At 59.3% G+C, this 26,329-nt stretch carries 22 protein-coding genes; 14 read left to right on the top strand and 8 right to left on the bottom strand.

The genetic code is table 11. The features are described 5' to 3' along the window. Window positions 1–450: 450 nt before the first annotated feature. Together AC1DXO_RS05760 and rarD are read left to right on the top strand one after the other, a co-directional pair. Entirely contained in the window at window positions 451–1,479 is a 1,029-nt protein-coding gene (locus tag AC1DXO_RS05760) for an aspartate-semialdehyde dehydrogenase (RefSeq protein WP_476977142.1), read from the top strand. Between the two features lie 77 nt (window positions 1,480–1,556). After that, on the top strand, window positions 1,557–2,489 hold the full coding sequence (gene rarD / locus AC1DXO_RS05755) for an EamA family transporter RarD (RefSeq protein ID WP_476977141.1): 933 nt from the start codon (window positions 1,557–1,559) through the stop codon (window positions 2,487–2,489). Window positions 2,490–2,785: 296 nt separating this feature from the next. Here rarD and AC1DXO_RS05750 read toward each other — a convergent pair whose 3' ends face one another. The 3 genes from AC1DXO_RS05750 to cutA form a co-directional block, all read right to left on the bottom strand. After that, entirely contained in the window at window positions 2,786–3,913 is a 1,128-nt protein-coding gene (locus tag AC1DXO_RS05750; protein WP_476977140.1) for a serine hydrolase domain-containing protein, read from the bottom strand. Window positions 3,914–4,085: 172 nt separating this feature from the next. Then, window positions 4,086–6,050 (bottom strand): ferritin-like domain-containing protein, encoded by a 1,965-nt coding sequence (locus AC1DXO_RS05745; RefSeq protein WP_476977139.1) that lies wholly within the window; start codon window positions 6,048–6,050, stop codon window positions 4,086–4,088. A 24-nt stretch (window positions 6,051–6,074) separates the two neighbouring features. Further along, window positions 6,075–6,395 carry a divalent-cation tolerance protein CutA gene (cutA, locus tag AC1DXO_RS05740; protein ID WP_476977138.1) on the bottom strand — a complete coding sequence of 107 codons (321 nt, stop codon included), beginning with the start codon at window positions 6,393–6,395 and terminating at the stop codon, window positions 6,075–6,077. Window positions 6,396–6,650: 255 nt separating this feature from the next. On the opposite strand from cutA, the gene AC1DXO_RS05735 reads away from it, so the two are divergent. From AC1DXO_RS05735 to AC1DXO_RS05685, 11 genes are all read left to right on the top strand, one after another. After that, the gene (locus AC1DXO_RS05735; RefSeq protein ID WP_476977137.1) at window positions 6,651–7,478 is read left to right on the top strand and encodes a GyrI-like domain-containing protein; all 828 of its coding nucleotides are present in this window, start codon (window positions 6,651–6,653) and stop codon (window positions 7,476–7,478) included. Window positions 7,479–7,529: 51 nt separating this feature from the next. Next, the gene (locus AC1DXO_RS05730; protein WP_476977136.1) at window positions 7,530–8,345 is read left to right on the top strand and encodes a class I SAM-dependent methyltransferase; all 816 of its coding nucleotides are present in this window, start codon (window positions 7,530–7,532) and stop codon (window positions 8,343–8,345) included. 123 nt (window positions 8,346–8,468) lie between these two features. Then, window positions 8,469–9,497, top strand: a complete 1,029-nt coding sequence (gnd, locus tag AC1DXO_RS05725; RefSeq protein ID WP_476977135.1) for a phosphogluconate dehydrogenase (NAD(+)-dependent, decarboxylating) — start codon at window positions 8,469–8,471, stop codon at window positions 9,495–9,497. Next, window positions 9,497–10,354: an SMP-30/gluconolactonase/LRE family protein gene (locus AC1DXO_RS05720; protein ID WP_476977134.1), complete on the top strand. Its 858-nt coding sequence runs from the start codon at window positions 9,497–9,499 to the stop codon at window positions 10,352–10,354. Before gnd ends, AC1DXO_RS05720 begins: the two co-directional genes overlap by 1 nt. A gap of 81 nt (window positions 10,355–10,435) precedes the next feature. Continuing rightward, window positions 10,436–10,852: a DUF3597 domain-containing protein gene (locus tag AC1DXO_RS05715; protein ID WP_476977133.1), complete on the top strand. Its 417-nt coding sequence runs from the start codon at window positions 10,436–10,438 to the stop codon at window positions 10,850–10,852. Window positions 10,853–11,021: 169 nt separating this feature from the next. Beyond that, the gene (locus AC1DXO_RS05710; RefSeq protein ID WP_476977132.1) at window positions 11,022–11,552 is read left to right on the top strand and encodes a DUF805 domain-containing protein; all 531 of its coding nucleotides are present in this window, start codon (window positions 11,022–11,024) and stop codon (window positions 11,550–11,552) included. A 15-nt stretch (window positions 11,553–11,567) separates the two neighbouring features. Next, window positions 11,568–11,906, top strand: coding sequence for an ArsR/SmtB family transcription factor (locus AC1DXO_RS05705; RefSeq protein ID WP_476977131.1), 339 nt, complete (start codon window positions 11,568–11,570; stop codon window positions 11,904–11,906). Continuing rightward, window positions 11,903–12,337, top strand: coding sequence for an SRPBCC family protein (locus AC1DXO_RS05700; RefSeq protein ID WP_476977130.1), 435 nt, complete (start codon window positions 11,903–11,905; stop codon window positions 12,335–12,337). Before AC1DXO_RS05705 ends, AC1DXO_RS05700 begins: the two co-directional genes overlap by 4 nt. Beyond that, window positions 12,337–12,960: a glutathione S-transferase family protein gene (locus AC1DXO_RS05695; RefSeq protein ID WP_476977129.1), complete on the top strand. Its 624-nt coding sequence runs from the start codon at window positions 12,337–12,339 to the stop codon at window positions 12,958–12,960. The genes AC1DXO_RS05700 and AC1DXO_RS05695 overlap by 1 nt, the downstream gene beginning before the upstream one ends. A gap of 93 nt (window positions 12,961–13,053) precedes the next feature. Then, window positions 13,054–14,895 (top strand): hypothetical protein, encoded by a 1,842-nt coding sequence (locus tag AC1DXO_RS05690; protein WP_476977128.1) that lies wholly within the window; start codon window positions 13,054–13,056, stop codon window positions 14,893–14,895. Between the two features lie 220 nt (window positions 14,896–15,115). Then, entirely contained in the window at window positions 15,116–17,206 is a 2,091-nt protein-coding gene (locus tag AC1DXO_RS05685; RefSeq protein ID WP_476977127.1) for a TonB-dependent receptor, read from the top strand. Between the two features lie 56 nt (window positions 17,207–17,262). Here AC1DXO_RS05685 and AC1DXO_RS05680 read toward each other — a convergent pair whose 3' ends face one another. The 3 genes from AC1DXO_RS05680 to AC1DXO_RS05670 all read right to left on the bottom strand — a co-directional run bounded on the left by AC1DXO_RS05680 (window position 17,263) and on the right by AC1DXO_RS05670 (window position 22,779). Next, entirely contained in the window at window positions 17,263–18,159 is an 897-nt protein-coding gene (locus AC1DXO_RS05680) for a homocysteine S-methyltransferase family protein (RefSeq protein ID WP_476977126.1), read from the bottom strand. 641 nt (window positions 18,160–18,800) lie between these two features. Continuing rightward, window positions 18,801–22,286 carry a P-loop NTPase fold protein gene (locus AC1DXO_RS05675; protein WP_476977125.1) on the bottom strand — a complete coding sequence of 1,162 codons (3,486 nt, stop codon included), beginning with the start codon at window positions 22,284–22,286 and terminating at the stop codon, window positions 18,801–18,803. 154 nt (window positions 22,287–22,440) lie between these two features. Further along, window positions 22,441–22,779, bottom strand: a complete 339-nt coding sequence (locus AC1DXO_RS05670) for a hypothetical protein (RefSeq protein ID WP_476977124.1) — start codon at window positions 22,777–22,779, stop codon at window positions 22,441–22,443. Window positions 22,780–23,008: 229 nt separating this feature from the next. On the opposite strand from AC1DXO_RS05670, the gene AC1DXO_RS05665 reads away from it, so the two are divergent. Next, complete coding sequence (locus AC1DXO_RS05665; RefSeq protein WP_476977123.1) at window positions 23,009–24,031, top strand: dienelactone hydrolase family protein; 1,023 nt, start codon at window positions 23,009–23,011, stop codon at window positions 24,029–24,031. A gap of 192 nt (window positions 24,032–24,223) precedes the next feature. On the opposite strand, the gene ahcY is transcribed toward AC1DXO_RS05665, so the two are convergent. Together ahcY and AC1DXO_RS05655 are read right to left on the bottom strand one after the other, a co-directional pair. Then, window positions 24,224–25,615 (bottom strand): adenosylhomocysteinase, encoded by a 1,392-nt coding sequence (ahcY, locus tag AC1DXO_RS05660; RefSeq protein ID WP_476977122.1) that lies wholly within the window; start codon window positions 25,613–25,615, stop codon window positions 24,224–24,226. A gap of 83 nt (window positions 25,616–25,698) precedes the next feature. Further along, a complete protein-coding gene (locus tag AC1DXO_RS05655) occupies window positions 25,699–26,295 on the bottom strand; it encodes a TetR/AcrR family transcriptional regulator (RefSeq protein WP_476977121.1) in 597 nt (198 codons plus the stop codon). Between the last annotated feature and the right edge of the window lie 34 nt (window positions 26,296–26,329).

Here is a 26,329-nt window from a genome sequence, read left to right as displayed (position 1 = left end):
TGAGTCCAGTTGAAACGTAGCTGACGATCAGCTTTTGCTCTTGCAGTCCTCCACCGTAGCAAAGCGTACGGGGGAGCGGGGCGCCCCGAGGCGTGGCGAGCCGCGCATCGCCTGAGGTCGCAGACCGAGGGCCAGCGCGTGTCGAGACGGAGGGGGCAATTCCACGCGAATCTGTTGTGCCGAACGCTGCCGAACAATTCACGATGCTTGAATCCTTTTAAATGCCCCCCTCCGCCGCCTTCGGCGGCACCTCCCCCGCACGCGGTGGAGGACTGGCTTATTTGGCTTAGCTCAAGTGTGAATACTATAAACGTACCGGACGCCTCCTACCTACACATCTACATATAAAAACCCGCTTTGTTCAGACTTTATGCTTGTAAAAACGGACAAAAAGCGCCATGTGCCGCGTGCGTCTTTGGCGCACTTATCCACAAGATCAGGAGTTGCAGTATGGGTTATCGGGTCGCCGTTGTCGGCGCCACCGGCGCCGTGGGTCGCGAGATGCTTGCGATCCTTGAAGAGGTCAATTTCCCCATTTCCGAAATCCACGCGGTCGCGTCGCGTAAATCCATGGGGCTCGACGTCGCGTTCGCCAACAGAACCCTGAAATGCCAGAACCTGGAATCCTTCGACTTTACCAAGGTCGACATCGTCCTGATGAGCGCCGGCGGCGCGGTCTCCAAGGAATGGTCGCCGAAGATCGGCGCGCTGGGCCCCATCGTCATCGACAATTCGTCGACCTGGCGCATGGACCCCGACGTGCCCCTGATCGTGCCGGAAGTGAATCCGGACGCCATCTGGGATTGCCGCAAGAAGAACATCATCGCCAACCCCAACTGCTCGACCGCCCAGTTGGTCCTGGTGCTGAAGCCGCTGCACGACATCGCCCGCATCAAGCGCGTCGTCGTCTCGACCTACCAGTCGACCTCTGGCGCCGGCAAGGAAGGCATGGATGAGCTGTGGGATCAGACCAAGGCTCTGTACGGCATGGGTGACAAGACGCCCAAGAAGTTCAGCAAGCAGATCGCCTTCAACGTCATTCCGCACATCGACGTCTTCATGGAGGACGGCTCCACCAAGGAAGAGTGGAAGATGACGGCGGAAACGCACAAGATCATCGACCCGACCATCGACCTGGTGGCGACTTGTGTCCGCGTGCCGGTCTTTGTCGGCCATTCGGAATCGGTCAATATCGAGTTCGAAGAGCCGATGGACGAATCCTATGCCCGCGAGATCCTGCGCGAAGCGCCGGGCATTTCGGTCATCGATAAGCGCGAGCCCGGCGGCTATATTACGCCGGTCGAATGCGTCGGCGAGTTTGCCACCTTCGTCTCGCGTATTCGCAACGACCCGACGGTTCCCCACGGCATTAATCTGTGGTGCGTATCGGACAACCTGCGCAAGGGCGCGGCGCTTAACGCCGTACAGATTGCGCAGCTTCTCGACGAACGCGGTGTCCTCACCCCCGTTAGCGCTTAAGAAACTTCACTTTCGTGAAACTTCAGAAAGCCGGCGGAATGAAAATTCCGCCGGCTTTCTCTATTCCGGGTCTTGCCATGTCTTCCGACTTATCGCCTTCCGAAACGACGCCATCAAGCTTTGCCTCGACCTCGCCGGTCGTTCTGGCCCTGCTGTGCTACACCGTATGGGGCTTTGTGCCGCTGGCCTATCTGCCGATCCATGCCTTCGGTGGCGCGTCGCTGGAAATCATCGGCCACCGTTCGGTCTGGGCCCTGGTTTGGGCGGCCGGCCTGGTCTTTTTCACACGCCAGTTTCCGGAAGTGTGGACGGTGCTGCGCCAGCCGCGCCTGATGGCGCTTCTGTTCGTGTCGTGTCTGATGGTGGCGACCAATTGGGGCGTCTTCGTCTGGGCGGTGACCAACGGCCACACCATCGAATCGTCGCTGGGCTACTATCTCAATCCGCTGATTAACATGGCGGCCGGCGCGATGTTCTTCCGCGAACGCCTGGACGGCTATGGCAAGACGGCGATCGGTTGCGCAGTGGCCGGGGTGCTGATCCAGGCGGTCGCCATCGGCCACATACCTTATGTCGCCCTGACCCTGGCCATCAGCTTTGCCGCCTATGGCATGATCCGCAAGCAGATCCCGGTCAATGCCCTGCCTGGCCTGTTTATCGAATGCCTGTACCTGTTTCCGATCGCCCTGGTCTATCTGATCTGGTTCGAGCATTCGGGCCAGGGGCACTTTTTCCGCACACCGTGGAATGCCTTCTGGTTCCTGTTCACCGGCCCGATCACCGTTCTGCCGCTGGCCCTGTTCAGCTTCGTGGCGCGGCGCCTGCCCTTGTCGACCATGGGCTTTATCCAGTTTATCTCGCCGACCATCGCCTTCTTTATTGGCCTGTTCCAGGGCGAGCTGTTCACACCGGCCCGCGCCCTGTCCTTTGCCTTTATCTGGGGCGGCGCGGCGGTGTTCGCGTTCGGCGCCTGGCGCAGGGTGCAGGCGTTGAAGACGGTGACGGGGTAGGTAATGGTCTATGTCTTGCGCGTAAAAGCGCCGCTGCGCCACATCCCGAATATTATTATCGCCGCGGCGCAAAGGAACGGAGTGAATGTCAGGACGCAGTCCAGGACCGAAATATAAGTAGCAGCGCCACTATCCCCTATGTCTAATGGGATTGTGTACCCACGCGCCATATCTGGCGCCTCGGGACGATGCCCCAACAGGCTATCAAGCTGATACGCAAAAAAGGCTATGAAAGGCAGCGCGGCCAGGGCGTAGACGCGGATGTTTTTCATACGGATATTGCTCATATCTATAGCTTACAGGCACCCATACAGCGCGTCGATCAGCCCGACCGGGCGGGGATCGCCCAGCAGGTGGATAGACTGTTTGGTCATGACATAGGCGGCACTCAGCATCTTGTCGGCATCGGCCATGACGCACGACCCGCCCCACCCGCTGTGACCGACGGCGCGTTCGTTGGGGCCGTAGATGTTCAGGCCCTTGTTGCGCAGGAATCCGGCGCCCCACGACAGTTTGAACGGCAGGACGCGGTCCTGGCCGTAGCTGCGTTCGCGCGTCGCCTGGGCTAGGGCGTTGGTCGACAGGGCGGGTTTGCCGTCGATCTTGCCGCCGTGTGCCATGACCTGCATCAGCCGCGCCAGGCCTAGCGCCGTGGCGTGCATATTAGCCGAGGGGATTTCCATGCGGCGCCAGGCGTCCGAGCCGCGTCCGGCGGGGGCGGAACCGCGATCGAGGAAGGCGGCCTGCTTGATCTTGTCGATCGTGCCCAGGTCGGGGGCGGCGGGGGGTTTTTGCAGTTGGGCGATGCGCGGAACGAAGTCATCGGGCGTGCCGATCATGACGTCGAGGCCAAAGCGTTGTGCCAGGTCTTCGCGCAGGGCGGTGCCCAGCGTGCGGCCGTCGATGCGGCGGAAGACTTCGCCGATCAGGTAACCGCCGGCGATTGGGGTGTAGCCGGAGCCCTGGCCGGGCGTCCACATCGGCGCCTGTTTGCACAGGATATCGAGGGTGGCGGGGACATCGAACCAGACGGCGGGATCGGCCTGGGGCGGGTTAAAGCCCACCAGGCCGTGCTGGTGCGACATTAGTTGGCCCAGGGTTATGCGCGACTTGCCGTTCTGGCCGAATTCGGGCCAGTAGTGGGCGACGGCGGTCTCGTAGTCGAGCTTGCCCTTGTCGACCAGGCGGGCGATCATCAGGGCCATGATGGCCTTGCCGGTGGAAAAGACGGGGGTCAGGGTATCGGCGGCGAAGGGTTGCGTACCTTCGCGATCGGCGCTGCCGGCCCAGATATCGAGGACGGTTTCGCCGGCGATGACGGCGGTGAAGCGCGCACCGCGTTCCTTGCCGTCGGCGAAGTTGGCGGCGAAGAGAGCCTTCACGCGCGAGAATTTTTCAGGACAGGTGCCGGCGATATCGACCATGGGGAGCTCCGTAGACGATTGTGCTTAGCACTGTAAAGTTATGGGGTGAAGGGGCCCGAGGCCCCTTCTCTTCGAGATAACCAAGCCGGCCGCCCCCCAAAGGGGGAGCGAGCGGGCTTGGTTAAGTTCAAGGCGAGGGGTCACGACCCCTCGACCCCATGACTCGACAGCGCTAGACACCATCCGCTTCGAAGCTCACCAGCCGATGCGAACCATCACAAAACGGCTTGGTCTTCGACTGCCCACACCGGCACAGATTGGCGCTCTCCACCCGCTTCACCACCCGGCCCGTCCCGGCGCAGATCTCCAGATTCCCCGTCACCCGCAAAGGTCCATTGCGCAACGGATCGACCTGCAGTGGCCCATCCCGTACCGCCAACGGGTCCAGGCTGATCGTCTCCGGCTCGCCCGACGCCACAAACCCGATGTCATGGTGCGACCCATCACACCACGGTTTGTTCTTCGACGCGCCACACCGGCAGAAGGTCGCCCGAAACCCGTCCGCCTTCCCCGCCACGGTCAAGGGCGCATGGATCGCATTGGGTCCGTTCTCCCGCACCCGCATCATATTGACGTTTGGCGCCCCCTCGTCCGGCCGCCCGTCATTGCGCCGATAGCCGATCGCCCCCGACGGGCAGGCATGGGCAATCTCGACCAGCAAGTCGCACGGCGTCTCATCCGGATGCAGCCACTCGCCCTCGACATTGGCGATGAAGGTCTTCGGCGCCCCCGTCACACAGAACCGCGAATGGATACACCGCTTCATATCCACCACCAGGGTCAGGTCCTCGCCGGCGACAATCTCCGGTCCGCTGTTGCTCTGCGGCTGAACATCCATTTTCACTACAGAATTTGGGGGCACAGTCTCCACGGGCATCACAACCTCCTCCACCGGTTTCGCGTCACGTTCCAGCCTGTCATAGATCGCGCTCAAGGCCTGGGCCGCCCGCCCGACCCGCGGCGTCGCCGGCAACCCTGCCGCCCCGTCGCGCAGTTCGCCCACCCGTTCCTGCAACGCCCTCAGCACATGCGGATGCGGCTGCGGCGCCTGCAAGGTCCGCAAGGTGGCAAAACTGATCCCGGCATTGCAGTCATCATGATCATTGGCCTTCAATCGCGCCAATTCGCGCGCCAACGGATCCAGGGCCGACATCAGCGAAATGGCTGTCTCGATCATCCGCCGCTTCTCACCCGCATCGGTCGCCACAAACCCCTGGGCCAGATAGCGCAGCATGTGGTTATAGACGGCATTGGCCAGGTCCAGCACCTGCCGCGGCTGCGCGCACTCGATCCATACACGGTCCTGCGGATTCTCGATCGGCTTGCGCATGACCGGATTGTGCGCCGCCGGCCAGGCCGGCTCGAAACCGGGATCGGCCGCCAACCGCGCATGATAGGCGTCGCGCACCTTGACGAAGCGGCTGTAATGGCTGCGCTCGCTGTGCGCCTTCGCCCCCTCTCCCTGCTCGACAATCGTCTCCAGCGCCTGACACGCCGAGGCCAGATCGGTAATCCGTCTCAACCCGTTCAGGGCCACGCTATCGGTCCCGACCTGCAAGGCCGGATCGCCGCAGAACAGCGCCTCTTCGCCGATCTGCGCCGCCAAATGCCTCAAACCGTCCTCGACCGAGCGATACAGATGCCCGACCGTCAGATAGTCCTGGGCTGACGGCATCAAACGCAGACCACGCAGCGACCGTTCATAGACGGCATGGTCGGCAAAGCCCTTGCCGTCCGGTTCGTCGCTACCTTCCGGCCGTTCCAGATAGATAAAGTGCTGCAAGGTCTCCCAGTTGAAGGGTGCCAGGCGAACCTGCAAACCGGCTGGATGATACCCGTTGGCGACCGGGAAATTGGGGCGATGAACATGCGCCACGCCACCCAGGGCGTTCATCAGATTGGCCACCAGGGTCAGGTGCGTCATCTCGTCGATCGCAACGTCGATGACCGCCCTCTGCCAAGATTTCAACTCGGCCGTCGTGGCGGCATCCAGACCATCGTCGGGCTCGGTCTTCAACGACCAGGCGGCATAGAGATAGCAGCACATCAGATTGTGCTCGATCTCCGCCGCCTCGCTTAAGGAATCGAGAAGCTGTTCGCGATTGTGGAAGATGATGTCCGGTTCGGAATCGGCCATGTAAAGCTCCTTCTGACCGCCAACCTACGCCCCTGCCAATACCTCGCGCAACCACTGTTCATAAGAAGCAGATACATGAATGACCGGCTGGGCGATAATTTCCGGCACGTCATAGCTGTGAACGGCACGCACTGCTATCACCAGAGCGTCGAACCGCCCGGCCAGGGTCTTGGCGGTCAGCATCACCTCGTTTGAAGTCTCGATAGCGCCTTGCCACAGATAGGTGCTGGTGATGGCGTGGCTCTGCACGCACGCCGCCAGCCTCTGCTCGACCAGCAACCGCGCGATCGTGGCGGCCTCCGCAGCATTGGCGCAGGCGATGGAAACAGTAATCAGATCGGTCATGACATCCCTACAAACGCGTACCTTCTTTACTGCCTTTACTGCAGTCCTCCCCTGTAGCGAAGTGCAACGAAGCGTACGGGGGAGGTGGCGAGCCGTTCATACGCCCCAGGCCACCGCCTTGGGCGTATGAACGTGTCGAGACGGAGGGGGCTCAATTCCCCAAAGGACAAATTTCTCATCCCCACCGCAACATCTGTCCAATATCGCTTTTCCGACCGGCCTAGTCTATGACAACGCAAACTTTCCGGAGGCCCCTTGAGCCTGATCGATAAGACCTTGTGGTACGTCGAATCCCATCTCGACCGTGATATCCAACTGTCGGATATCGCGCGTGCCGTAGGTGTCGGCCGCTTTCACATTACCCGCCTGTTCGGTCTGGTCACCGGCTTGCCGCTGATGACCTATGTCCGGGCACGGCGCTTAAGCGAAGCTGCCAGGCACGTGATCACCTCAAACGATATCCTGTCCGTCGCCATCGGCGCCGGCTATGGTTCACACGAAGCCTTCTCCCGCGCTTTTCGCGCTCAGTTCGGCCTATCTCCGAAAGCCTTGCGTCAAACGGGCAGCCTCGCCCACCTCACCCTGATGGAGCCAATTGACGTGACCCAAGCCCACCCCCTGCCCGCCCAGACCCCGAAACGCCTGAAGGCGCCAGCCATTGTTTTTGCCGGTTTGACCGGCCACTACACGACCGACTCCACCGGCGGCATTGCCGGCCAATGGCAGAAATTTCGCGAACATCTCGGCCAGATCGAAGGCCAGAAGGGCGAAATCTATTACGGCATTTCCTGGAATTTCGCCGGCATGGGCGAATTCGACTACATGGCCGCCGCCGAAGTGGATGGTGACAACGACCTGCCCGAAGGCTTTACGCGCTTGAAGACGGCCGCCCACGACTACGCCGTCTTTACCCATGACGGCCACGTCAGCGGTATCAGCAACTTCTGGCGCCATATCTATGAATCTTGGCTGCCCGAAGCCGGCCTGCGCCCGATCAACGCGCCCAATTTCGAGCGCATGGACGACCGCTTCAACTATCGCACCGGCACAGGCGTGGTCGAGGTATGGATTCCGGTGGGTTGAGGTCCGGCGGCATTGTGCTAGGTTCTCCGCCTCTCAACCGGAGCCTTCGCCATGTCCCTGACGCGCCGCCACACCCTCGCCGCCCTTCTCGGATTCGGCATGGCTACACCCCTGATGGCCGCCGAGTCCGGCGATGCCGCGCTTGACGCCGCCATAGCCGGCGCATGGCGGTCGCCGGACAACCGGGCGCGCGATATGTACCGCCATCCCGCCCAGGCCCTGCCGTTCTGGGGCCTCAAACCCGGCATGACCATCGTCGAGATCGACCCCGGCGCCAAGGGCTGGTGGGTCGAGATCCTGGCCCCCTATGCCAGGGCGACCGGCGGGACCTACATCGCCGCCATACGCAATCCCGGTGACGCTGGCTTCTGGGCCGAGGTCGCCGACAAGGCCGTCTATGGCGATGTCCGCACCGCCGCCCTGACGCCCGAGTCGGGGCTCGACCTGCCCGATGCCTCGGCGGATTTCGTGCTGGTGGCCCGCGCCTTTCACAACTGGGCGCGCCAGGGCGACACCACCGATATCTATCTGAAGGCCTTTGCTCGTGTCCTGAAGCCCGGCGGCGTGCTGGCGGTCGAGCAGCATCGCGCCCCGGAAGGATCCGATCCGAAGGCGGGCACAGGCTATGTGCCGGAATCCTATGTCATCGCCGCGGCGGACAAGGCCGGACTTGTGTTTGGCGGCCGTTCGGAGATCAATGCCAACCCGAAAGACACACGCGACCATCCCTTCGGTGTCTGGACCCTGCCGCCCGTCCGTCGCAGCTCGGCCAATGGTCAGGCGCCGGCTGCTGACTTCGATCGCGCCCGATACGACGCCATCGGTGAAAGCGATCGCATGACGCTCAGGTTCACCAAGCCCGCATAAACGGCCCGACCCCAAAAACTTCGTGAGTCTGATGTGCTGGCTGGACTCACATCTCGCAACCGCTAAATCTTTGCCTGAAAGGCTCGCCGTGGTACATAGGCGGCAGGCAACGGCGGGACATTTATGAAACTGGGTATGGTTGGGCTTGGCCGCATGGGCGGCAACATCGCGCGGCGTTTGATGCGCGCTGGCCACGAGGTCGTCGTTTTCGACGCAAATACGGCAGCAATCAAGGATCTGGCGCGCGACGGCGCCATTGCCGCCAACAATCTCGAGGATTTTCACGCCAAGTGCGCCGAACCCAAGCGCGCCCTGCTCAGCTTTACCCACAAGCCACCGATCCAGGCTGTCATGTGGATCATGCTGCCGGCCGGCAAACCGACCGAAGACACAATTCGCGCCCTGGGTGACCTGGCCAATCCCGGCGACGTCATTATCGACGGTGGCAACACCTACTATAAGGACGACATCCGCCGCGCCCGCGTTCTCGCCAGCAAGCCGGTCCACTATATCGATGTCGGCACCTCCGGCGGCGTCTGGGGGCTGGAACGCGGCTACTGCATGATGATCGGCGGCGACGAAGCCGTTGTCCGCCACCTCGACCCCATCTTCTCGGCCCTAGCACCGGGCATGGGCGCCATTCCGCGCACGAAAGAACGCGTCAACCGCGATATGCGTGCCGAAAACGGCTATATCCACGCTGGCCCGGCTGGTGCAGGCCACTTCGTCAAGATGGTCCACAACGGCATCGAATACGGCCTGATGCAGGCCTATGCCGAAGGCTTCGACATCCTGAAGGCCAAGAACTCGGCCGTCCTGCCCGAAGACCAGCGCTTCGACCTCAACCTGGTCGATATCGCCGAGGTGTGGCGCCGCGGCAGCGTGGTCAGTTCGTGGCTGCTCGACCTGACGGCCTCGGCCCTGGCCAAAGATGACCAGCTCGACGGTTTCAGCAGCCAGGTCTCGGATAGCGGCGAAGGCCAGTGGACCATCGAGGCCGCCATGGAAGAAAAGGTCTCGGCCCACGTGCTGACGGCCTCGCTATTCGCCCGCTACCGCTCGCGGGTCGAATCGACCTTCGGCGAAAAGATCCTGTCGGCCATGCGCTTCGGCTTCGGCGGCCACGCGGAACACACACCCAAGAAGGGCTGATGTCACAATTCTGGGCCCTCGACCTGGAGGTCTTCGAAGGTGGCGAAAGCCCGGTCTGGGACGATCGTCAGCAGGTCTTCTACTGGGTCGACCACAGGGCGCGCCAGGTCCATTCGTGGGACGTCCGCGTCAACCTGCGCCGCCATTGGCCCTGGGCGGAGGTGCCCGCCTGCTGCGGCCTCGATACGGCGGGCGACCTGATCGTCGCCGACAAGACGGGGCTGTGGCGACTGGGCAATATTCACACGCCCCCGGTCCGCATTGTTGACTTTCGGCTGCCCGACCACCACCGCCCCAATGACGGCAAGCCCGGTCCCGACGGCGCCTTCTGGATGACAGTCATGGACGAAAATCCCGAACGCGCGCCGACGGGCTACCTGATGCGCGTCACGTCGTCGGGTACGACCACCCATGTCACGGGCCTGCGCACAGGCAACGGCCTCGACTGGAGCCCGGACGGCAAGCGTATGTACCTGTCCGACAGCCGCGGCGGCTGGATCGATCGCTGGAGGTTTAACACCAGGACGGGTGCCCTGTCCGATCGGCGACGTTTCTTTACCTGTACGGCCCATTCCGGCCGGCCCGACGGCGCGACCGTGGACGCCGAGGGCTGTTACTGGTTCGCCGGCCTCGACGCGGGCAGGCTGAACCGCGTTTCCCCGTCCGGTCGGTTGCTCTACTCGCTGGCCTTGCCGTTCAAACTACCCAGCATGCCGTGTTTCGGCGGCGCGGACCTGTCGACCCTGTTCCTGACCAGCCTGAAGAACGATGACTCATCGCAGGCGGCGGGCCACATCTACCATACGGAGTTTTCCGTGCGCGGCCTGCCGGCCCGCCGATTTTCGTTGGGCGCTTGAGCTGAAAGACTTTTTTCCCATCGCTTCCTTACACCGCCGGGCGTAATCCAGCCCCGCCATTTCCGGCAGATGGAGGCTTCCATGGGTATCTTCAGCAGCATCAAAGACTTTATTTTCGGCAAGCACGACGCCGCGCACAATGCCGCGCCGGCGCCACAACCGCACGCCACGGCACCCGTCGCGCCCGCTGCCGCCCCAGCAACGGCCAGCATCGTCATGGACAAGCCCCCGAGCCAGGCCCAGGTCAATGTCGCGGCCATTCTCGACAGCCAGGCGGCACACAACAGCCAGACCCTGAACTGGCGTCAATCGATCGTCGACCTGATGAAACTGTGCGGCATGGATTCCAGCCTGGAACACCGCAAGGAACTGGCCCGCGAACTGGGCTACACGGGTGACACCAACGACTCGGCGACAATGAATGTGTGGCTGCACAAGGCGGTCATGCAAAAGCTGGCCGAAAGCGGCGGCCAGGTCCCGCCCGAACTCAAGACCTGATCAAACTTCAAACCGACTCCACCTCCCTGTCATGAAAAATGGCCGGGAGGTGGCGTTGGCGTGTCAAAATTCATAGCTAATCAGTTATGAATTGATACTTTCAACCACTGGAATTTTGCCACAATCCGTTGTATTCATAGGTCGGGGCGCAATGTTTGTGAGGGGAATCATGGGGGCTATCGGCGACTTTTTGCGCGCGCCAATGACGGGATGTATCGGCCGCGCGGCGTTCTGGCGAGGGTTTTTACTGCACTTCGCCTTATCGATCGCCTTGCTGGCGATAGGGCTCGGCCTGACCCGCATCTGGCCCAACTTTCTGCCCCTGCTGTTCGTGGTGCCGATCCGCGCCATCCTGTTGATGCCGCAAATTTCATTGTATGTCCGCCGCCTGCATGACGCCGGCCGTTCGGGAAAGTGGCTGCTCCTCCTAATGCCGCTCTATGCCGCCGGCCTGCTGGTCTTCGTCCGCGAAAGCCTTCATGCCCTGCATTATTATCATGAATATCTGCGGGCCAACGCGCTCATCAACCCCGAAGGCGCGGGCAATATGCGTGCGATCTGGGAGGTCGATCTTGTGTCCGCGGTTATTGCCGGCAGCGGCGCGCTGACGGGTCTGCCCGGTCCGATCCAACTGGTTGTCGCCCTGATTGTGGGCCTGCTGAAGCCCAAGCCTGAGCGGTTGACTTCGTCCATCACATAGGCAATACTTCGCTACATGGCGAAGCTTTCGGCATCGGATATGGACCGCACCTTCTTTGCGCTGGCCGATCCCACCCGGCGTGGCGTTCTGCTGCGGCTGAAGGAACAGCCTGGCCTGTCGGTGAGCGAACTGGCGCGTCCGTTTTCGCTCAAGCTGCCGGGCCTGACCAAGCATCTGGATGTACTGGCGGATGCCGGATTGATCACGCGGAGCAAGACCGGCCGCACCGTGGCGGTTCATTTGTCGGTCGCGCCGATGCGCGAGGCCATGGCGTGGCTGGAACGGTACGAAAGCCTGTGGACGGTAAGCCTCGATCGCCTTGTGACACTTGTGGAAGAGGATGACGAACAATGACCACAACCCTTGCCAGCGTGACCCTCGTGCGCCGGATCAAGGCCTCGCCGGCCCGGGTTTTCGCGGCGCTGACGGATCCGGCACAGATGGTCCAATGGTGGGGCCCCGACGCCGGACCGACGCTTCGCGCCGAAGCCGACGTGCGGCCCGGCGGCCGTTTCAGCATCGTCTTCCGCCTGCTGAACGGCGATGAGCACAATCCGACCGGAGTTTACCGGGAAGTCGTTCCCGACCGGAAGCTGGTCTTTACCTGGGAATGGCATGGCATGCCGGAACGCGAGTCCCTGGTGACGTTTTTGCTGGAGCCGTTGGACGGCGGCACCGAACTGACGCTGATCCACGCTCAACTGCCCGAAGACGCGCGCGAAAGCCATGAGCAGGGCTGGCTTGGCTTTCTCGATAAATTGCCTGTTTTCCTTGGAGCTGCCTGATGAGCCCTTTGATCCTGACGACCTATGACTGGGTGCCCGATATGCCGCGCGGCTTTGTGCGCGACCTCAGGGTACGCTGGGCGTGTGAGGAGGCCGGCCTGCCCTACCGCGTCGAAAGCGTGCCGTTCGAACCGCGCGGCGCCGATCATCTTGCCCACCAGCCCTTCGGCCAGGTGCCGTGGCTGCGTGACGGCGATATCTCGATCTTCGAAAGCGGCGCGATCCTGCTGCATCTCGCCCGGAAAAGCGAAAACCTGATGCCGCGCGATCCCGTCGGAGAAGCCCAAACCCTGCAATGGACGGTCTCCGCGCTCAACTCGATCGAGATGGTTTCCGTGCCCTGGTGGTTCCTGGAAGTGACCGGCGCTGCGGACAACCATCTGACCGGCTGGCTCGAAAGCCGCCTCGGCCACATGGAAACCATCTTCAAGAAGCAGGCATGGCTGGCCGCCGACCGCTTCACCGTTGCCGACCTGCTGATGGCCGATGTTCTGCGCGTGGCCAAGGTGCGTGCTTTCGGCGATCGACCGGCGACGGAAGCCTATGTGACGCGGGTCACGGCGCGCCCTGCGTTCAAGAAGGCCCATGCCGACCAGATGGCCCACTTCGCCGCGGCGGATTGAGCGCGGCGGCGGGGCAGTCGCTTGTAGTGACCCCTCAAGGCGGAGAGTTGGAATACGCAACCAAAAATAAAATCTATCCTGCTAGTAGAGCTTATGGCCAGATTTTACCGCTTCTTCCAACTGCTCGCGATGGCGTGCGTCGTCATGAGTGTCGCCGCCTGTTCCAGCCCGCTCGATAATCCGCGCAGGACCGCACTGGAAGACCGCGCTCGTCAGGCCGCTGCCACCGACATGTCATTGCAGCTCAAACCCGACTTGACCCTTCCGGCATTCCTCGAAGTTGATTATCAGGGGCAGGACGGACAACGCGTGCGCCAGCCAGCCTGCGGCGGCTATTGCCTGCGTCTGCTTTACTCAGGCGAAGCCAAAACGGTCATTTCAGGCTTTGCCATACGGGCTCCGCAGTCGGATTGCGCCGCTTTACGGCAAGCACGCCAGGACTATCATGACGGCAAGATCAAAAGGCTCGACTTCACGCACAGTGAATGGGACCAGGTCCAATCCTGCGACCGCCTGGACAAATTTATGTCCGGGGTGACGGATACAGACCCGCCACGACTCTGGCGCGGTGAGGGCAATGCCGGCCGACCCTATGTCGTCTGGGCACGCGCCTACCATGTTGAAAAGCGAAAAACCTGTCCGGGCACATTGCACACCGATACGCTGCAGGCCTATCCCAATACCGCCGGTGACCGGAAGGGCGCCAGCGCCGACACGGCCGCGGATCAAAATATCGCGGCCGGTCAATGCCTGATCGAAACACCGGTCAATCTCGACACGGCCAGCGCCATCTTCGTGTTCAGTTATGAGGATGAGGACATCTACGACAAAAAATCACCAATGCGCGACACACGCTTCAACGCGAGTCAGCTGACGGTCTATGGCACCGCGACGACGGGACGAAAGGTCATTTACCGCCACACGATATCGCACTACGCCTACCTGCCTGTACTGGCGCCAGGGGCGAGTTTCGACTCCGCCAGTTTCGACATTGAAAAATCAAGTGAACCGACCCGTCTGCTCGATCACGTCCGCAGCGACCTTGCCCTGAAACTGGCGGAGGTGCCCGTCGCCCAGGTCGACTATCGCGAAGCGGTGACAAATGCGCTGGATAATTCCGATCTGGATTTCATCAGTCCGAACTGGAATATCGTCCGCGACTACCTGGCGGCGCTCAAGGCCAAAGGGCGCAATACGCTTGAGCCTCAGGATGCGCGGCTGATGGCCCGGCTGATCGCCGACCGGCGGGTCACCGTTCAACTGCGCGACCTGGAAGACATTGTCAGAGCCAATCCCCAGGCAGGCCCCATCCTGGCGGGTCCCCTTCTTACCGAGCTGAACGCCTTTCCTTATAAGGTGTTGCCGAACGGCAGCATCCAGCGTTTAGGAAACGACGAAGAGCGTCAATTACTCGCTCGGCAAGGCGGGGACCATGACGATCTGCTCAATGCCGGATCTGACCGGCTTGGCGACCTCGCAGCTGGATTGGCCGCGCTCGACGATGACAGCCTCCGGACGCATCTTCCCCTGTACCGCCAGCTGGCAGACAACCCCTATCGCAGGCGCTTCTATCCCAGCCTTGTTGAGCACATGAATTTGCTGCCCCCGGACGAGGTCTTGCCAACCCTGAGAGGCCTGATTACACCAGAAACCGTCGAGACGCCGGACCATTCGCGTCAGGATTACCTGCGCCTTTCGGCCCTCAGAGCAGCTTGCCGGATGGGTGATAGCGCTGCGTCCTTGCTTCCTGATGTGATTGGCTTTCTTAAGAGCACGTCCGAGCCGGAAAACGACGGCGCCAATGCCGGAAGCGCCGAAATCGCCTGGGCGATGCTGGATCATTTCCACCAGGTCGATGCGCTTGTGGCGCAGTTGCGTCCCGGCAAGCCCTATATGACGCTGATAGAATCGGGGGGACTGAACTGCCAGGGATGACTGTACCCGCCGATGCCGGATTTCTCGATTTTCCCTCAGCCACCCAAATAACAAAGTCCATTGTAGTTGGATATTGGCCAGTATGGGAAAGAGAAACCATTGCAGGAAAGCCTTAGCCCCGCACTCGCAACCCTCATAACTGTTGACACGGATGGCCTCCACATGCGACATGCGTCACACATACACGACACATGCCGCATATCCTCTTGGGGCGACCATCATGAAACGACCCACGGCCGCCTTTCTCGTCATCTTCGCCATCGCCTCTCCCGCCCAGGCCCAAACGCAACCCCAGACCGCCCCAGACTCCACACAAGACTCCACAGTCGTCATCGTCCAGGGCAAGGCCCCCAAAATCGTCAAAAAGATCGACCGCACCGTCTATAACCAGGAGGGGAACCCGGCCGCCACCTCGGGCTCTGCCGCCGACGTGCTGAAAACCGTGCCGTCGGTCTCGGTCACGCCCGACGGCAACGTCTCCCTCCGCGGCAGTTCCAATGTCGAGGTCTATGTCAACGGCAAACCGTCGGCCATGATGCAGGGCGACAGCCGCGCCGTGACCCTGCAATCTATGAACGGCGCCGATATCGCCAGCGTCGAGGTCATCACCAACCCGTCGGCCGCCTATAACGCCAACGGTGGCGGCATCATCAACATCGTGCTGAAGAAAGACCGCAAGCCCGGCAGCCACGCTGCCTTTAAGGCCAATGTCAGTCGCGACGCCATCTATAATTCGGGTCTGTCGGGCAGCTATTCGCGCGGCCGGCTGTCGCTCAACGCCACCGTCGGCGTGCGCCACGACGGCGGACCGCGCGCCACAGCCTCGGACGTAACCTGGCTCGACGCATTCGGTGCCGCCACCGGCCGCAGCACGCAAACGTCGTCGGGTTTCCCACGCCGCGCCAGCCGCAGTGCGTCGTTCGGCATCGACTACGACGCCGATGACCGCGACACGATCAGCCTGTCAGGCAGCTACGCCTCACGCCATTCGGCCAACAATCTCGACGAATTCCACCGCGACTACGCCGCCTCCGGCACGCTTACCGACGCCTACGACCGTCGGTCACAAGGTCCGGGCGGCCAAATCGACAGCGCCCTCAACGCCAATTTCGACCGGCGGCAGAAGGACGGCGGCGAACTCAAGTTCGGGGCGCGCTTCAGCGAAAGCGATGCCACGCGCGACAAATCCTACGCCAACCTCTTCACCTGGCCAGTCCAGCCCGACACGATGGACCGCATCCTCAGCCGCTCAGGCCGTAAGATCGTGGGCGTCAACGGCGACTATGTCCGGCCGTTGGGCGAAACGACACAAATCTCGGCGGGCTTCGACGCTCAGCACCAGACCGACCGTTTTGTCAACTACAGTGCCGCCATTGATCCTGCCACCGGAACCGAAACACCGCGCGCCGACGCCTCCAACCGATTTGTCGTCGACCAGAACGTTACAGCTGCCTATGTCACCTTCCAGGCGGCGGCAGGAAAGTGGACTGCGCTTGGCGGCCTGCGGCTGGAAACCGTGCATACCGATATGGCGGACAGCGCACATACGTACGCCAACCTCAATCCGAGCCTCCACCTCAGCTACGATATCGACACGAAGCGCCGTATCAAGGCCAGCTTCACCACCAGCCTGCAACGCCCTGATCCGCGCGACCTCGACCCGTTCATCACCTATGTCGACGCCCAGAATGTCACCGCCGGCAACCCCAGCCTGAAGCCGCAGCGCGTCACCTCGCTCGAAGCGGGCTATGCCTACACCTCGCCGGACGGCGGCCACGACTACGAGGCGACGCTTTACTACCGCACCAGCGCCCGCACCGTCACCGACTATAGCTATTTCACCTCGGGCAACGTCCTGCTGACGACCAAACGTAACAGTGGTGCCGGACGCTCCGGCGGCGTCGATATCTCGACCAAGGGAAAATGGGGCAAGCTCGACTATACTGCCGACCTCAACCTGTTCTACGCCGAACTCCAGGCCGATGCCGGCTCTCGTCAATCCGGTCCGTCATGGACCGGCCAGATCGATCTGGAGTACCAGCCGAACGACGGCGAAACCTTTTCGCTCGACGCTCAGGCCCATGGCGCCATCCTGACCGGCCAGGGCCAGCGCTCCGGTACCGAACAGATCAATGCTACCTGGACGCACAAACTGACGAAAAAAATCAACCTCGTGATCCGCGCTCAGGACATCCTGGCTGGCACGCGCGAGACCTTTACGCGCGATACGATCACCGTGCACCAAACGGGCGTCGACGACTTCCGCACCCGCCGCGTCTTCATCGGCCTTGTCTGGCGCCTGGGCAAATAACAAACATTTCTGTCAAAGATTTCGGTGAGAACAGCGACCCCTTTTTACCTTGGCGGTCAAGCAAGTGTCTCCAGGGCTTTACGTAGACGTGCAATGTGTTCGGGTCCGATGCCGCAGCATCCGCCGATTATGCTCGCACCTTCGTCGCGCCAAACCTGGGCGAAACGGGCATAGCCGGCCGGCGTCAGGTCGGCACGGATGTCGTCGAGTCCCGAATTGGCTTCGGCATCGGCGCGCTGCGGCGGGAAGGCATTGGCATAGACACCGACGCGGAGCGGACTATCGCCGAGCGTCGCCTTCGCCACCGCCACGGCATCACGCATGACCTCGGGCTGGCTGCAGTTGAACAGCACGGCAGAGGCCCCCAGGCGCACTGCGGCGCGGACAGCCTCTTCAACAGTCTCGCCCGAACGCAGGCGCGGTACGTCGGCGAACGTCTCGTCCTGCAAGGTAAAGGACAGCCATAGCGGTTTGCCGTCCACGCCGATGACGTCACGGATAAGCTCGGCTTCGGCGATGGCGCTCAGGGTTTCAGCCTGCCAGTGGTCGATGAAGGGCCGCAAGGCAGCGACCAAGACATCGAGGATACCGCGCGCTTCTTCGGAACGAAACAGGTCGGCACGATAGGAGCCGCAGACCGGCGGCAAAGAACCGGCCACGACCACCGCGCGTCCCGCTTTGTCGGCGGCTTGGCGCGCCAGTTGCCCGGCCAGCCCGGCCAGTTCGGCGCCGCGCGCCTGGAAGCGGTCCTCGCCGATATGGAAGGGCACGACGGCGTAGCTGTTGGTGGTAATGACGTCGGCGCCGGCGTTAATGTAGGTATCGTGTACCTGCGTGACGAAATGCGGCGCTTCGATCAGCGCCAGGGCTGACCATTCCGGCTGGGCAAAGGGGGCGCCGATTCGTGCCAGTTCGCGACCGGTGCCGCCGTCGAGGATAATCAGGTTGGGCATGGGACTCAGAACTCAAAAGGTCGTAGACAGACGGACATAATAGCCGCCGTCGATGTCAAAAGGCGAGAGGTGGGCGCGTTTCGGCATTTGGCAGACGTCGAACCAATTGATAACGCAATTGATAAGCTGTCATGAAAGTAACCTCCGCGCTGCTTGGCCGAACTTGCCCCCTCCTCCCTATCGAGCGAAGCGACGACGGGGAGGTGGCGCGAAGCGCCGGAGGGGTCACCTCGACCCAAGACACCGGCTACACCAGTGTGAGTAGTGGACCACAGATTACGCAGATTTAGTAGATTAACACAGATTTTTCAAAGCCTTACTAACGCCTTGCGGAGCGGCCCGTCTCTTCAATTCTTCCCTGTAAGTCTGTCCGCTCCATCAGACCGGCGAGAACGAGCTGAGTAGCGACCAATCCGGTGATGCAGTGTCGCATGAGGGCCTATCGACGTCCGGAGAGCCGGAGGCGACGGCCCGGGCCGTTGCGCTACGCGCGATTGAAGACCATTTGGCCTGAAGCAGAAATGATGCAATAAGCTGTCACCGAAAATCCCGTCCTAAGGACCGTAGTCAACGGTCTGGATCGTTACGTTACGCTGGTCGATGTCCGACGGTAATGACGTTGTTCCCTCTCCTCTCGGCAATTATAAATCTTCACGAGTTCCTAGACCCAATAAACTACCAAGCAACGTACGAGCCTTTCTCTTCCCATGAAGGAGGTCTGCAATGCTCTGCGCATAATCGTAGTCTCCATGCGACCTGTGGAAAGCAGTCTCAGCCCCTTCAATTCTCTTCTGAGTGCTGTCATTTGCGCCCTTAATATAATCGCGTACCTTCGAGCTTCCCACAGTCACAAAATAATCTAGCACCTGCGTGTTCCTGCCCTCCAAAGCAGGGGCTAGCAAATTCCGAATTATGCTGTCCTTCTCGCCCTTCGAAATTCGATCACCTCCTGAAACGACTGCATTCAAAAATTTGGGGAACCGAGCCTGAGCTATGGATAAAGATTCCCCTGAGACTGTAGTAAGGGCATCTCGTATCTTGCGATACATGTCCGGATAGAAATTCTTATCCACAGCATCGAAAAATAGGTCGTAGTTGAAACTGCCGGGCTGCTTTTTCCCGTTAAGAACATCGATAACGAAGTTCTCTAAAGTCGCTCGAAATATTGTTGTCCCAATTTGAAATCCAGAGGAATGCAGTTTTTCTCCTAGGACCTGAGAAATGACTCCGGGGCTATCTAGCTCTTCGCTCCATTTTGCATCTGTCACGCAGTTTAACAGGTCATCCATTTGTGTGTGCAGACCGCGCCAGGCAACACCACCATACAGATAGCTATCCGAAATCAACGATAGGGGAAGGTTTTCAAAATTGACAAACTTGAATTTTTCTGAAGCGGCGCCAGCACTCAGATTTTCGATTGCTTTAGAGATATCGCCCCCCAACACAGCCCGCAAATAATCATAACAGGCGATAAAAACATTAAAGGTTAGTATGGGGACTTTAGTACCGACGTATAGCTGTCGTACAACGCCTGACAAGAAGTCATTCGGTTGACGCGTTTCTCCCATTTCCGTCCAAAGACCGCTCAAATTCGACCGGATAACTAAATCGGCGACATCTGAATAGGTACCTTCTGCAACGGATGTGTGCCCAAAAATGATTTGTGAAAACCATTTATAGCCATTCCCATATTCATCGGAATTCCTGGCATCATATCCATTTGCAATCATCTCTTGACCAAATATCACGAGCGCAACATCGAACGCGATTTCCGAAATCCCGTCGCTAAACGCGGCATGGAGATTGTTGTGCAGATTTGTATTATCCACTGCGGCTTTTACGTTAAGTTCCGACCGTCTATTTTCCGTGGTCACCCAAACTTCCTTGAGAATAAGCAATAGAGCAGAAACTTGTTGGCCTTCTCCATTTTCCTCAATTAGTTTTTCCAGTAGCGCGTTACCTACTTGTATCCATTGGGAGAGTTCCAATAAGCCAGCATCCCGAAACTCAGAAAGGGCCCCAAGCGATTCATGCGGAGCTTTTGCCGCTAAGTCGGCCAAGTAGGGGCTGTCTTCCGCTAGACCTAGTGTTTGTATACCTAGTGATTTGAACGTGACCGCTGTTTGGTATGTCATTTGTCCGACCCCGAACACGATCGGTGTCACCTGAAGTTCCGTTGGAAATTCAGGAAGAAATTTTACATCCGGAGAGAAGCTTCCGTCCCGCGAAATCGCCTCTTGAACGGCCAGTATAGCCTTGGCCAAATTCTGACCATCTTTAATCTCATGATCGGGCTTGCCTCGTAGCTGGTTAAAGACACACCAAATGAAATGCTCTGCTACCTCGGCCATTTGTGCTTGCCGGGTAATTTCAAATATTTTTAGATAGGGGCGATATTCGCTCTCGGTAGAGCTTATCAAATTCATTTTGAAAAAAGCCATGACTAACGCGTCAAAATACTGTCCTGTGACCACCAGAGCAGCGTTTCCCGCAAGGGCAGAATAGTTGCTTATGACCTTGCCAAAATCACCAGCCCCTTGCCATTCGCGGACACCCGTGGCGATTACATCTCCTACCCGCAAATCAAATCCGGGCGAACTAGCCAGCTTGCTTAGGGGCCCTGATGTGGGGCCAATCGAAGCCGAACGAATTTGGTCATCCAAAAGAATCTGGAACGCTAGGTTAGGCTCAACGTTAAATATCAATGCAGCCAGATTTCGCTCCAACTCCACATCGGAAGCAATTGTCCTGAGGCGATCGGATATAAATCCTTTTTCGGTAAGTTTCGTCGGATTCAGTTCCAGTTCATCTTGGTAGGCAATAAAAACAGCAATGGTTGGCAAATTTATACAACCTTCATGTAATACATATATACCAGATAGTTCATTTATAAATGATAGAACTTGACGTGGTGTAACTTTTCCATTTTCATTAATAACAATTTGATTAAATATAAGATATACCCTTACTAGACTTTCCTCATCTCTGAAATTTGGCAGCGCTTTTTGTATTTTTTCTTGAAAAAACTCACGAGAGTTTGACATAACGGGAGGTGATACTATCAGTATTTCGTCAAAAGTCTTTGAAAAAATTTCTCGACTCTTGATTGAACGGAGCCCGGTACCGATTTTGTCATCGCTGACAGGCAAATTAGATGCCCCGACTAAATGCCGGTCGTATGGCACAATCGCCCTGATAGTTTCCACCGCCCTAGGCATGCCAGTCGCGCCACCACGCGAGAAAACAGAGCGGACCAATGCCCAGTAATCGTCAATTTCGTCTTTAGGTAGGCGATCTATGTTGTCTAGAACCACCACGATCTTACTCTTGTCATCTTGAATCACCGCCAATATACGCCTCAGGGTTGCCTGAAATTCAAAGTCGTTGGGATCAACTTCCCGAATGTGCTCGGTTACGGTCTGATCTTCGTAGCTTTTTGTGCTAATTAACAAGGTCTGGGACAGCGCCAACTGAAACAGTCGGCCAATTCTATTCGACGAATTGCGTTCACCGCTATCATTCTCACGCTTCAAGTAGGATGTAAGCCGCCACAGAGCGCGAATAAGCGTGAGACTTACAAATGCATAAAAAAGGACCATCGGCGGCGATGACATGAAAGTCAGAAACCCGAGCGCCTTATCGTAGAACGACTTTGCCCAAAAATAGTATATTGGTAGAATTGGAATAAACATAAGAATAATTATTCCATACCAATCAAGTACAGATTTATTCGATGAATTTATTACCTTTGTTTTACCGCGGATATCATTATCTATTTTCTCAAGTTTCGCGGATTTTTTAGGAAATTTTTGCTTTGCCCAACCAACGAAATGCTCCAAAAAAGAGCGACGAAAGGAAGAGCCTTGAGAACTCCATATATCAAATGTAAAAAAATGAAATGTTGTTGTGCTTTTTACAGTATTCAGTGCTTTCTGCGCTATCGCAACGACGCTAGATTTACCACTCCCCCAAGGTCCATCGAGGCCTATTGCTCTGTCGTTTGATTCAAAATTTCTAATTGCCGCGGCTAAGGCTTGAGCCGTTCGCTCATGACCCTTGCCATGAAAGAAATCTTGAGAAGTTGGTTCGTCAATAAGTATGACACGCGCATTTTTACCTTCGGGCATGCAAAAAGCCTATAAAAAATCAAAACCGCCTTTCTAACGCTAGCCTGATTTCCGGCTGCAAAGCAAACGCCCACATGGAAAAACGTCATACGACACTTTTTTCGCGTCCTTCTTCTTGCAGCCGGTAAAAGCAGAAAATGAGCTCCTTCCGCACCTAACGGAGGAATTCGTTGGGGAATTCGGCAGTTGGTAATGGACTGTCGAAATTACCGACTGTCTTGACGATATTGAACAGTGTGAATTTTGACCGATAGGTCACAGTAAGACACCCCGCATGCGACACGCCCATCAACGACTCGGGCTTATGCCAACCGCTTAATTCCTTACGGACAGCGTTCGGCAGGCGGCTCAAATTTTTCGGGACGCCCTCGCCTTTCATAAACGCATCGCACCAGCAAAGCAGTGCGGCCGTCTCATCCGCGGCCATAAACTGGGAGACGTAACTCCCGCCTTCGCATTCGACAAGGACCGTATAGAGTTCAAGCTTCGACATCTTTGCCAGTCCAGAGCATCTCACATTATGTCTAACCAATAGCCGCGTAATATCAAACGGCCATCGCCTGAGTAGCAGTAATTTCGTTGAAGGGTGAAGGATTTCCCAACCTTAAACTCCGCCTTGACGGCCGCGTCCCGCCGATCTCCCTTGCTTTTTTGATGACGCGCGTGGGCTCCCCTGCTATTTTGTCTGACATAATCGCCTGAAGCGATAGATCGAGGGAATCATGAAACGCGCCCGTGCCATAGCCGCCATTGCCATCCTGTCTCTGTCCCTGACCATGGGCAGCGCCACCATCGCCCAGAATGCGCCGCCACCGGGGCCGCCGGCCTTCCCGCAGCAAACCCCCGAAGAAAAGGCGAAGTCCGATGCCGATCAGGCGGCCTATGCAGCAACGCCTGACACCGAAGGCACCGGCGCCTTTCCGGCGACGAAGGAACAGGACGCCGGCCTTGCTAATCACGTGGTTTATCGACCCAAAGACCTGTCCAAAGTCGCCGCGGGCCAGCTCGGCATCGTCGCCTGGGGCAATGGCGCCTGCTCGAATGACGGCGCCAGTTCGCGCTTGCATCTGGCCGAGGTCGCGTCGCATGGCTATGTGGTTATTGCCCCGGGTGGCATCTATTCCGGCCCCGGCTCGACTCCGGCGCCACCGCGCGCGGCGGACGCACCGCAGTTCCAGCTGCAGACCACCAGCGCCGACGTCAAGGCCGGCCTGGAATGGGCCTTGGCTGAAAACGCACGCCCCGGCAGTCCCTACTACGGCAAGATCGATCCGCAAAAAATCGCTGTTTCCGGCTTTAGCTGTGGCGGTATTCAAGCCCTGGCCCTGGCTGGCGATCCCCGCGTCAAGGCTGTGATCATCGACAACAGCGGCACCTTTCCCGACGGCGCGAACTTCCTGTCGGCGCTGAATGTTACCAAGGCGACGCTAAACACGCTGCATACGCCGGTCCTCTATATCCTGGGTGGGCCCAAGGATATCGCCTATAATAACGGCATGGACGATTTCCAGCGCATCAATCATGTGCCGGTCATGGTCGCCAACAATAGCGCCACGCATGGCGGTGACTTCCTGAAGCCCAATGGCGGATCGTCGGCCAAGGTCGCAAGCGCCTGGCTGGAATGGCAGCTGCGCGGTGATAAGTCGGCAGAGGCCTATTTTGTCGGGGACGCCTGCGGTATCTGCTCGGATCCGGAATGGACCATCCAGCGCAAGAACTTTCCCGTGGCAACCGCGGGCAACTGACCGAGTGGTAGCTTCTGTAGTGGAATGCCCCTCACCCGGCGCTTCGCGCCACCCTCTCCCCGTAAACGGGAAGAGGAAGATTAAGACTATCACGGACATTCACCAAGAAAAACGGCGCTCCCTTTCGGAAGCGCCGCTTCAATTCCATCGCAAAGTACACCGAGCCATAGGCGAGGGACTTTGGGATGAGGCTTAGTACCGGTAATGATCCGGCTTGAACGGGCCTTCGACCGGCACGCCGATATAGTCGGCCTGGTCCTGGGCCAGCACGGTCAGCTTCACGCCCAGCTTGGCCAGATGCAGCATGGCGACCTTTTCGTCGAGGCGCTTCGGCAGGGTATAGACCTTGTTCTCGTATGACTTGCCGTTCACCCACAGTTCGAGTTGCGCCAGGGTCTGGTTGGTGAACGAGGCCGACATGACGAAGGACGGGTGACCCGTCGCATTGCCCAGATTGACCAGGCGGCCTTCCGACAGGACGATGATCTTCTTGCCGTCCGGGAATTCGACATGGTGGACCTGCGGCTTGATCTCGTCCCACTTGAAGTTACGCAAGGACGCGATCTGGATTTCCGAGTCGAAGTGGCCGATGTTGCACACGATAGCATTGTGCTTCATCTCGCGCATATGTTCGAGGCGCAGGACGTCCTTGTTGCCCGTTGCAGTACAGAAGATATCGCCGACCGAGGCGACCTCTTCCATCGTGCGGACTTCATAACCTTCCATCGCCGCCTGCAGGGCGCAGATCGGATCGACTTCGGTGACGATGACGCGGGCGCCGCCGTTGCGCAGAGATGCGGCCGAACCCTTGCCGACATCGCCATAGCCCAGGACGACCGCGACCTTGCCGGCCAGCATGACGTCGGTGGCGCGGCGGATGGCGTCGACCAGCGATTCCCGGCAGCCATACAGGTTGTCGAACTTCGACTTGGTGACCGAGTCGTTGACATTGATCGCCGGGAAGGGCAGCTCGCCCTTTTGCGCCATGGCGTACAGGCGGTGGACGCCGGTCGTGGTTTCTTCCGACACGCCGGTGATGCTGGCGGCGATCGCCGAATAGAAGCCGGGCTTTTCGGCGATATAGCGCTTCATCACCTTGTACAGCGCTTCTTCTTCCTCATTGGTCGGGTTGGACAGCAAGGAGATGTCCTTTTCCGCCTTGGGGCCCAGAACGCACAGCAGGGTAGCGTCGCCGCCGTCATCGAGGATCAGGTTGGGGTAGCCGCCGTCGTGCCATTCGAAGATCTTGTGGGCGTAGTCCCAGTATTCTTCCAGGGTTTCGCCCTTGATGGCGAAAACCGGTGTGCCGACCGCGGCGATGGCGGCGGCGGCGTGGTCCTGGGTCGAAAAGATGTTGCACGACGCCCAGCGGACCTCGGCGCCCAGCGCCTGCAGGGTTTCGATCAGCACGGCCGTCTGGATGGTCATGTGCAGCGAACCGGCGATGCGCGCTCCTTTTAGCGGCTTGTCCTTGCCGAATTCGGCGCGGGTGGCCATCAGGCCCGGCATTTCGCCCTCGGCGATGTCGATTTCCTTGCGGCCCCAGGCGGCAAGCGAGAGGTCGCGTACGATATAGTCTGTCATGATCGGATTCCGGTTCTTGAGATTTAACCGGTTATACCTATCCGAGCTTCCGGACGCAATAAAGATATAAACATATCTTTATATCATATGTTAAGGCAGGCCAGGACGCCGTCCAGCAGGCCTGGCGCCTTGGGGTCAAAGCTGTTCTGCCGCGCCAGGCAGGCAAAGCCATGGACCGTCGACCAGGCCGCAATGACGCGCGGATCGGGGTGGTAGGGTTCGTCCGGGCACGGCATCGCCCAGCTCTCTCCCGTCACCATCTCATGCAGCAGGGCATAGGCACGGGCCGCCGCCGCCTGATGCGCCGGATCGTTGGGATTGAACAGGTCCTGCCGCCACATCAAGTCGAAGCGCGCCGGCTGCGCCATGGCAAAACCAACATAGGCCCTGCCCTGAGCTACCAGCCTGTCGCGGCGATCGGGGCCGGCCGCCTGATTGGCCGCGTCGAGCGCTGCACTCAGGTTTTCGAATCCCAGGGTGGCGATGACGGTCAAAAGGCCGCGCGCATCACCGAAATGGTGGGCGGGCGCTCCCGGAGACACGCCGGCGCGCCGCGCGGCTTCACGCAGGGAAAAGCCTTCGACCCCGCGTTCCAACAGGATCGACTCGGCGGCGACAATCAGGGCATGGCGCAGGTCGCCGTGGTGATAGCGCGATTTTTCAGGCAGGTCGTCAGGCATAATCTATACAGCGTTCAAATTCTATCTTGACGGT

This window comes from Asticcacaulis sp. P2_C5, assembly GCF_056404555.1.
Note: the sequence above shows the minus strand (reverse complement) of the source record. Positions and strands in the feature narration are given on the sequence as shown.

Bases quoted from the DNA above. Each gene is read 5' to 3' on its own strand.
- AC1DXO_RS05760 (WP_476977142.1), top strand. From the start codon at position 451: ATGGGTTATCGGGTCGCCGTTGTCGGCGCCACCGGCGCCGTGGGTCGC.
- rarD (WP_476977141.1), top strand. From the start codon at position 1,557: ATGTCTTCCGACTTATCGCCTTCCGAAACGACGCCATCAAGCTTTGCC.
- AC1DXO_RS05750 (WP_476977140.1), bottom strand. From the start codon at position 3,913: ATGGTCGATATCGCCGGCACCTGTCCTGAAAAATTCTCGCGCGTGAAG.
- AC1DXO_RS05745 (WP_476977139.1), bottom strand. From the start codon at position 6,050: ATGGCCGATTCCGAACCGGACATCATCTTCCACAATCGCGAACAGCTT.
- cutA (WP_476977138.1), bottom strand. From the start codon at position 6,395: ATGACCGATCTGATTACTGTTTCCATCGCCTGCGCCAATGCTGCGGAG.
- AC1DXO_RS05730 (WP_476977136.1), top strand. From the start codon at position 7,530: ATGTCCCTGACGCGCCGCCACACCCTCGCCGCCCTTCTCGGATTCGGC.
- gnd (WP_476977135.1), top strand. From the start codon at position 8,469: ATGAAACTGGGTATGGTTGGGCTTGGCCGCATGGGCGGCAACATCGCG.
- AC1DXO_RS05720 (WP_476977134.1), top strand. From the start codon at position 9,497: ATGTCACAATTCTGGGCCCTCGACCTGGAGGTCTTCGAAGGTGGCGAA.
- AC1DXO_RS05715 (WP_476977133.1), top strand. From the start codon at position 10,436: ATGGGTATCTTCAGCAGCATCAAAGACTTTATTTTCGGCAAGCACGAC.
- AC1DXO_RS05710 (WP_476977132.1), top strand. From the start codon at position 11,022: ATGGGGGCTATCGGCGACTTTTTGCGCGCGCCAATGACGGGATGTATC.
- AC1DXO_RS05705 (WP_476977131.1), top strand. From the start codon at position 11,568: ATGGCGAAGCTTTCGGCATCGGATATGGACCGCACCTTCTTTGCGCTG.
- AC1DXO_RS05700 (WP_476977130.1), top strand. From the start codon at position 11,903: ATGACCACAACCCTTGCCAGCGTGACCCTCGTGCGCCGGATCAAGGCC.
- AC1DXO_RS05695 (WP_476977129.1), top strand. From the start codon at position 12,337: ATGAGCCCTTTGATCCTGACGACCTATGACTGGGTGCCCGATATGCCG.
- AC1DXO_RS05690 (WP_476977128.1), top strand. From the start codon at position 13,054: ATGGCCAGATTTTACCGCTTCTTCCAACTGCTCGCGATGGCGTGCGTC.
- AC1DXO_RS05685 (WP_476977127.1), top strand. From the start codon at position 15,116: ATGAAACGACCCACGGCCGCCTTTCTCGTCATCTTCGCCATCGCCTCT.
- AC1DXO_RS05680 (WP_476977126.1), bottom strand. From the start codon at position 18,159: ATGCCCAACCTGATTATCCTCGACGGCGGCACCGGTCGCGAACTGGCA.
- AC1DXO_RS05675 (WP_476977125.1), bottom strand. From the start codon at position 22,286: ATGCCCGAAGGTAAAAATGCGCGTGTCATACTTATTGACGAACCAACT.
- AC1DXO_RS05670 (WP_476977124.1), bottom strand. From the start codon at position 22,779: ATGTCGAAGCTTGAACTCTATACGGTCCTTGTCGAATGCGAAGGCGGG.
- AC1DXO_RS05665 (WP_476977123.1), top strand. From the start codon at position 23,009: ATGAAACGCGCCCGTGCCATAGCCGCCATTGCCATCCTGTCTCTGTCC.
- ahcY (WP_476977122.1), bottom strand. From the start codon at position 25,615: ATGACAGACTATATCGTACGCGACCTCTCGCTTGCCGCCTGGGGCCGC.
- AC1DXO_RS05655 (WP_476977121.1), bottom strand. From the start codon at position 26,295: ATGCCTGACGACCTGCCTGAAAAATCGCGCTATCACCACGGCGACCTG.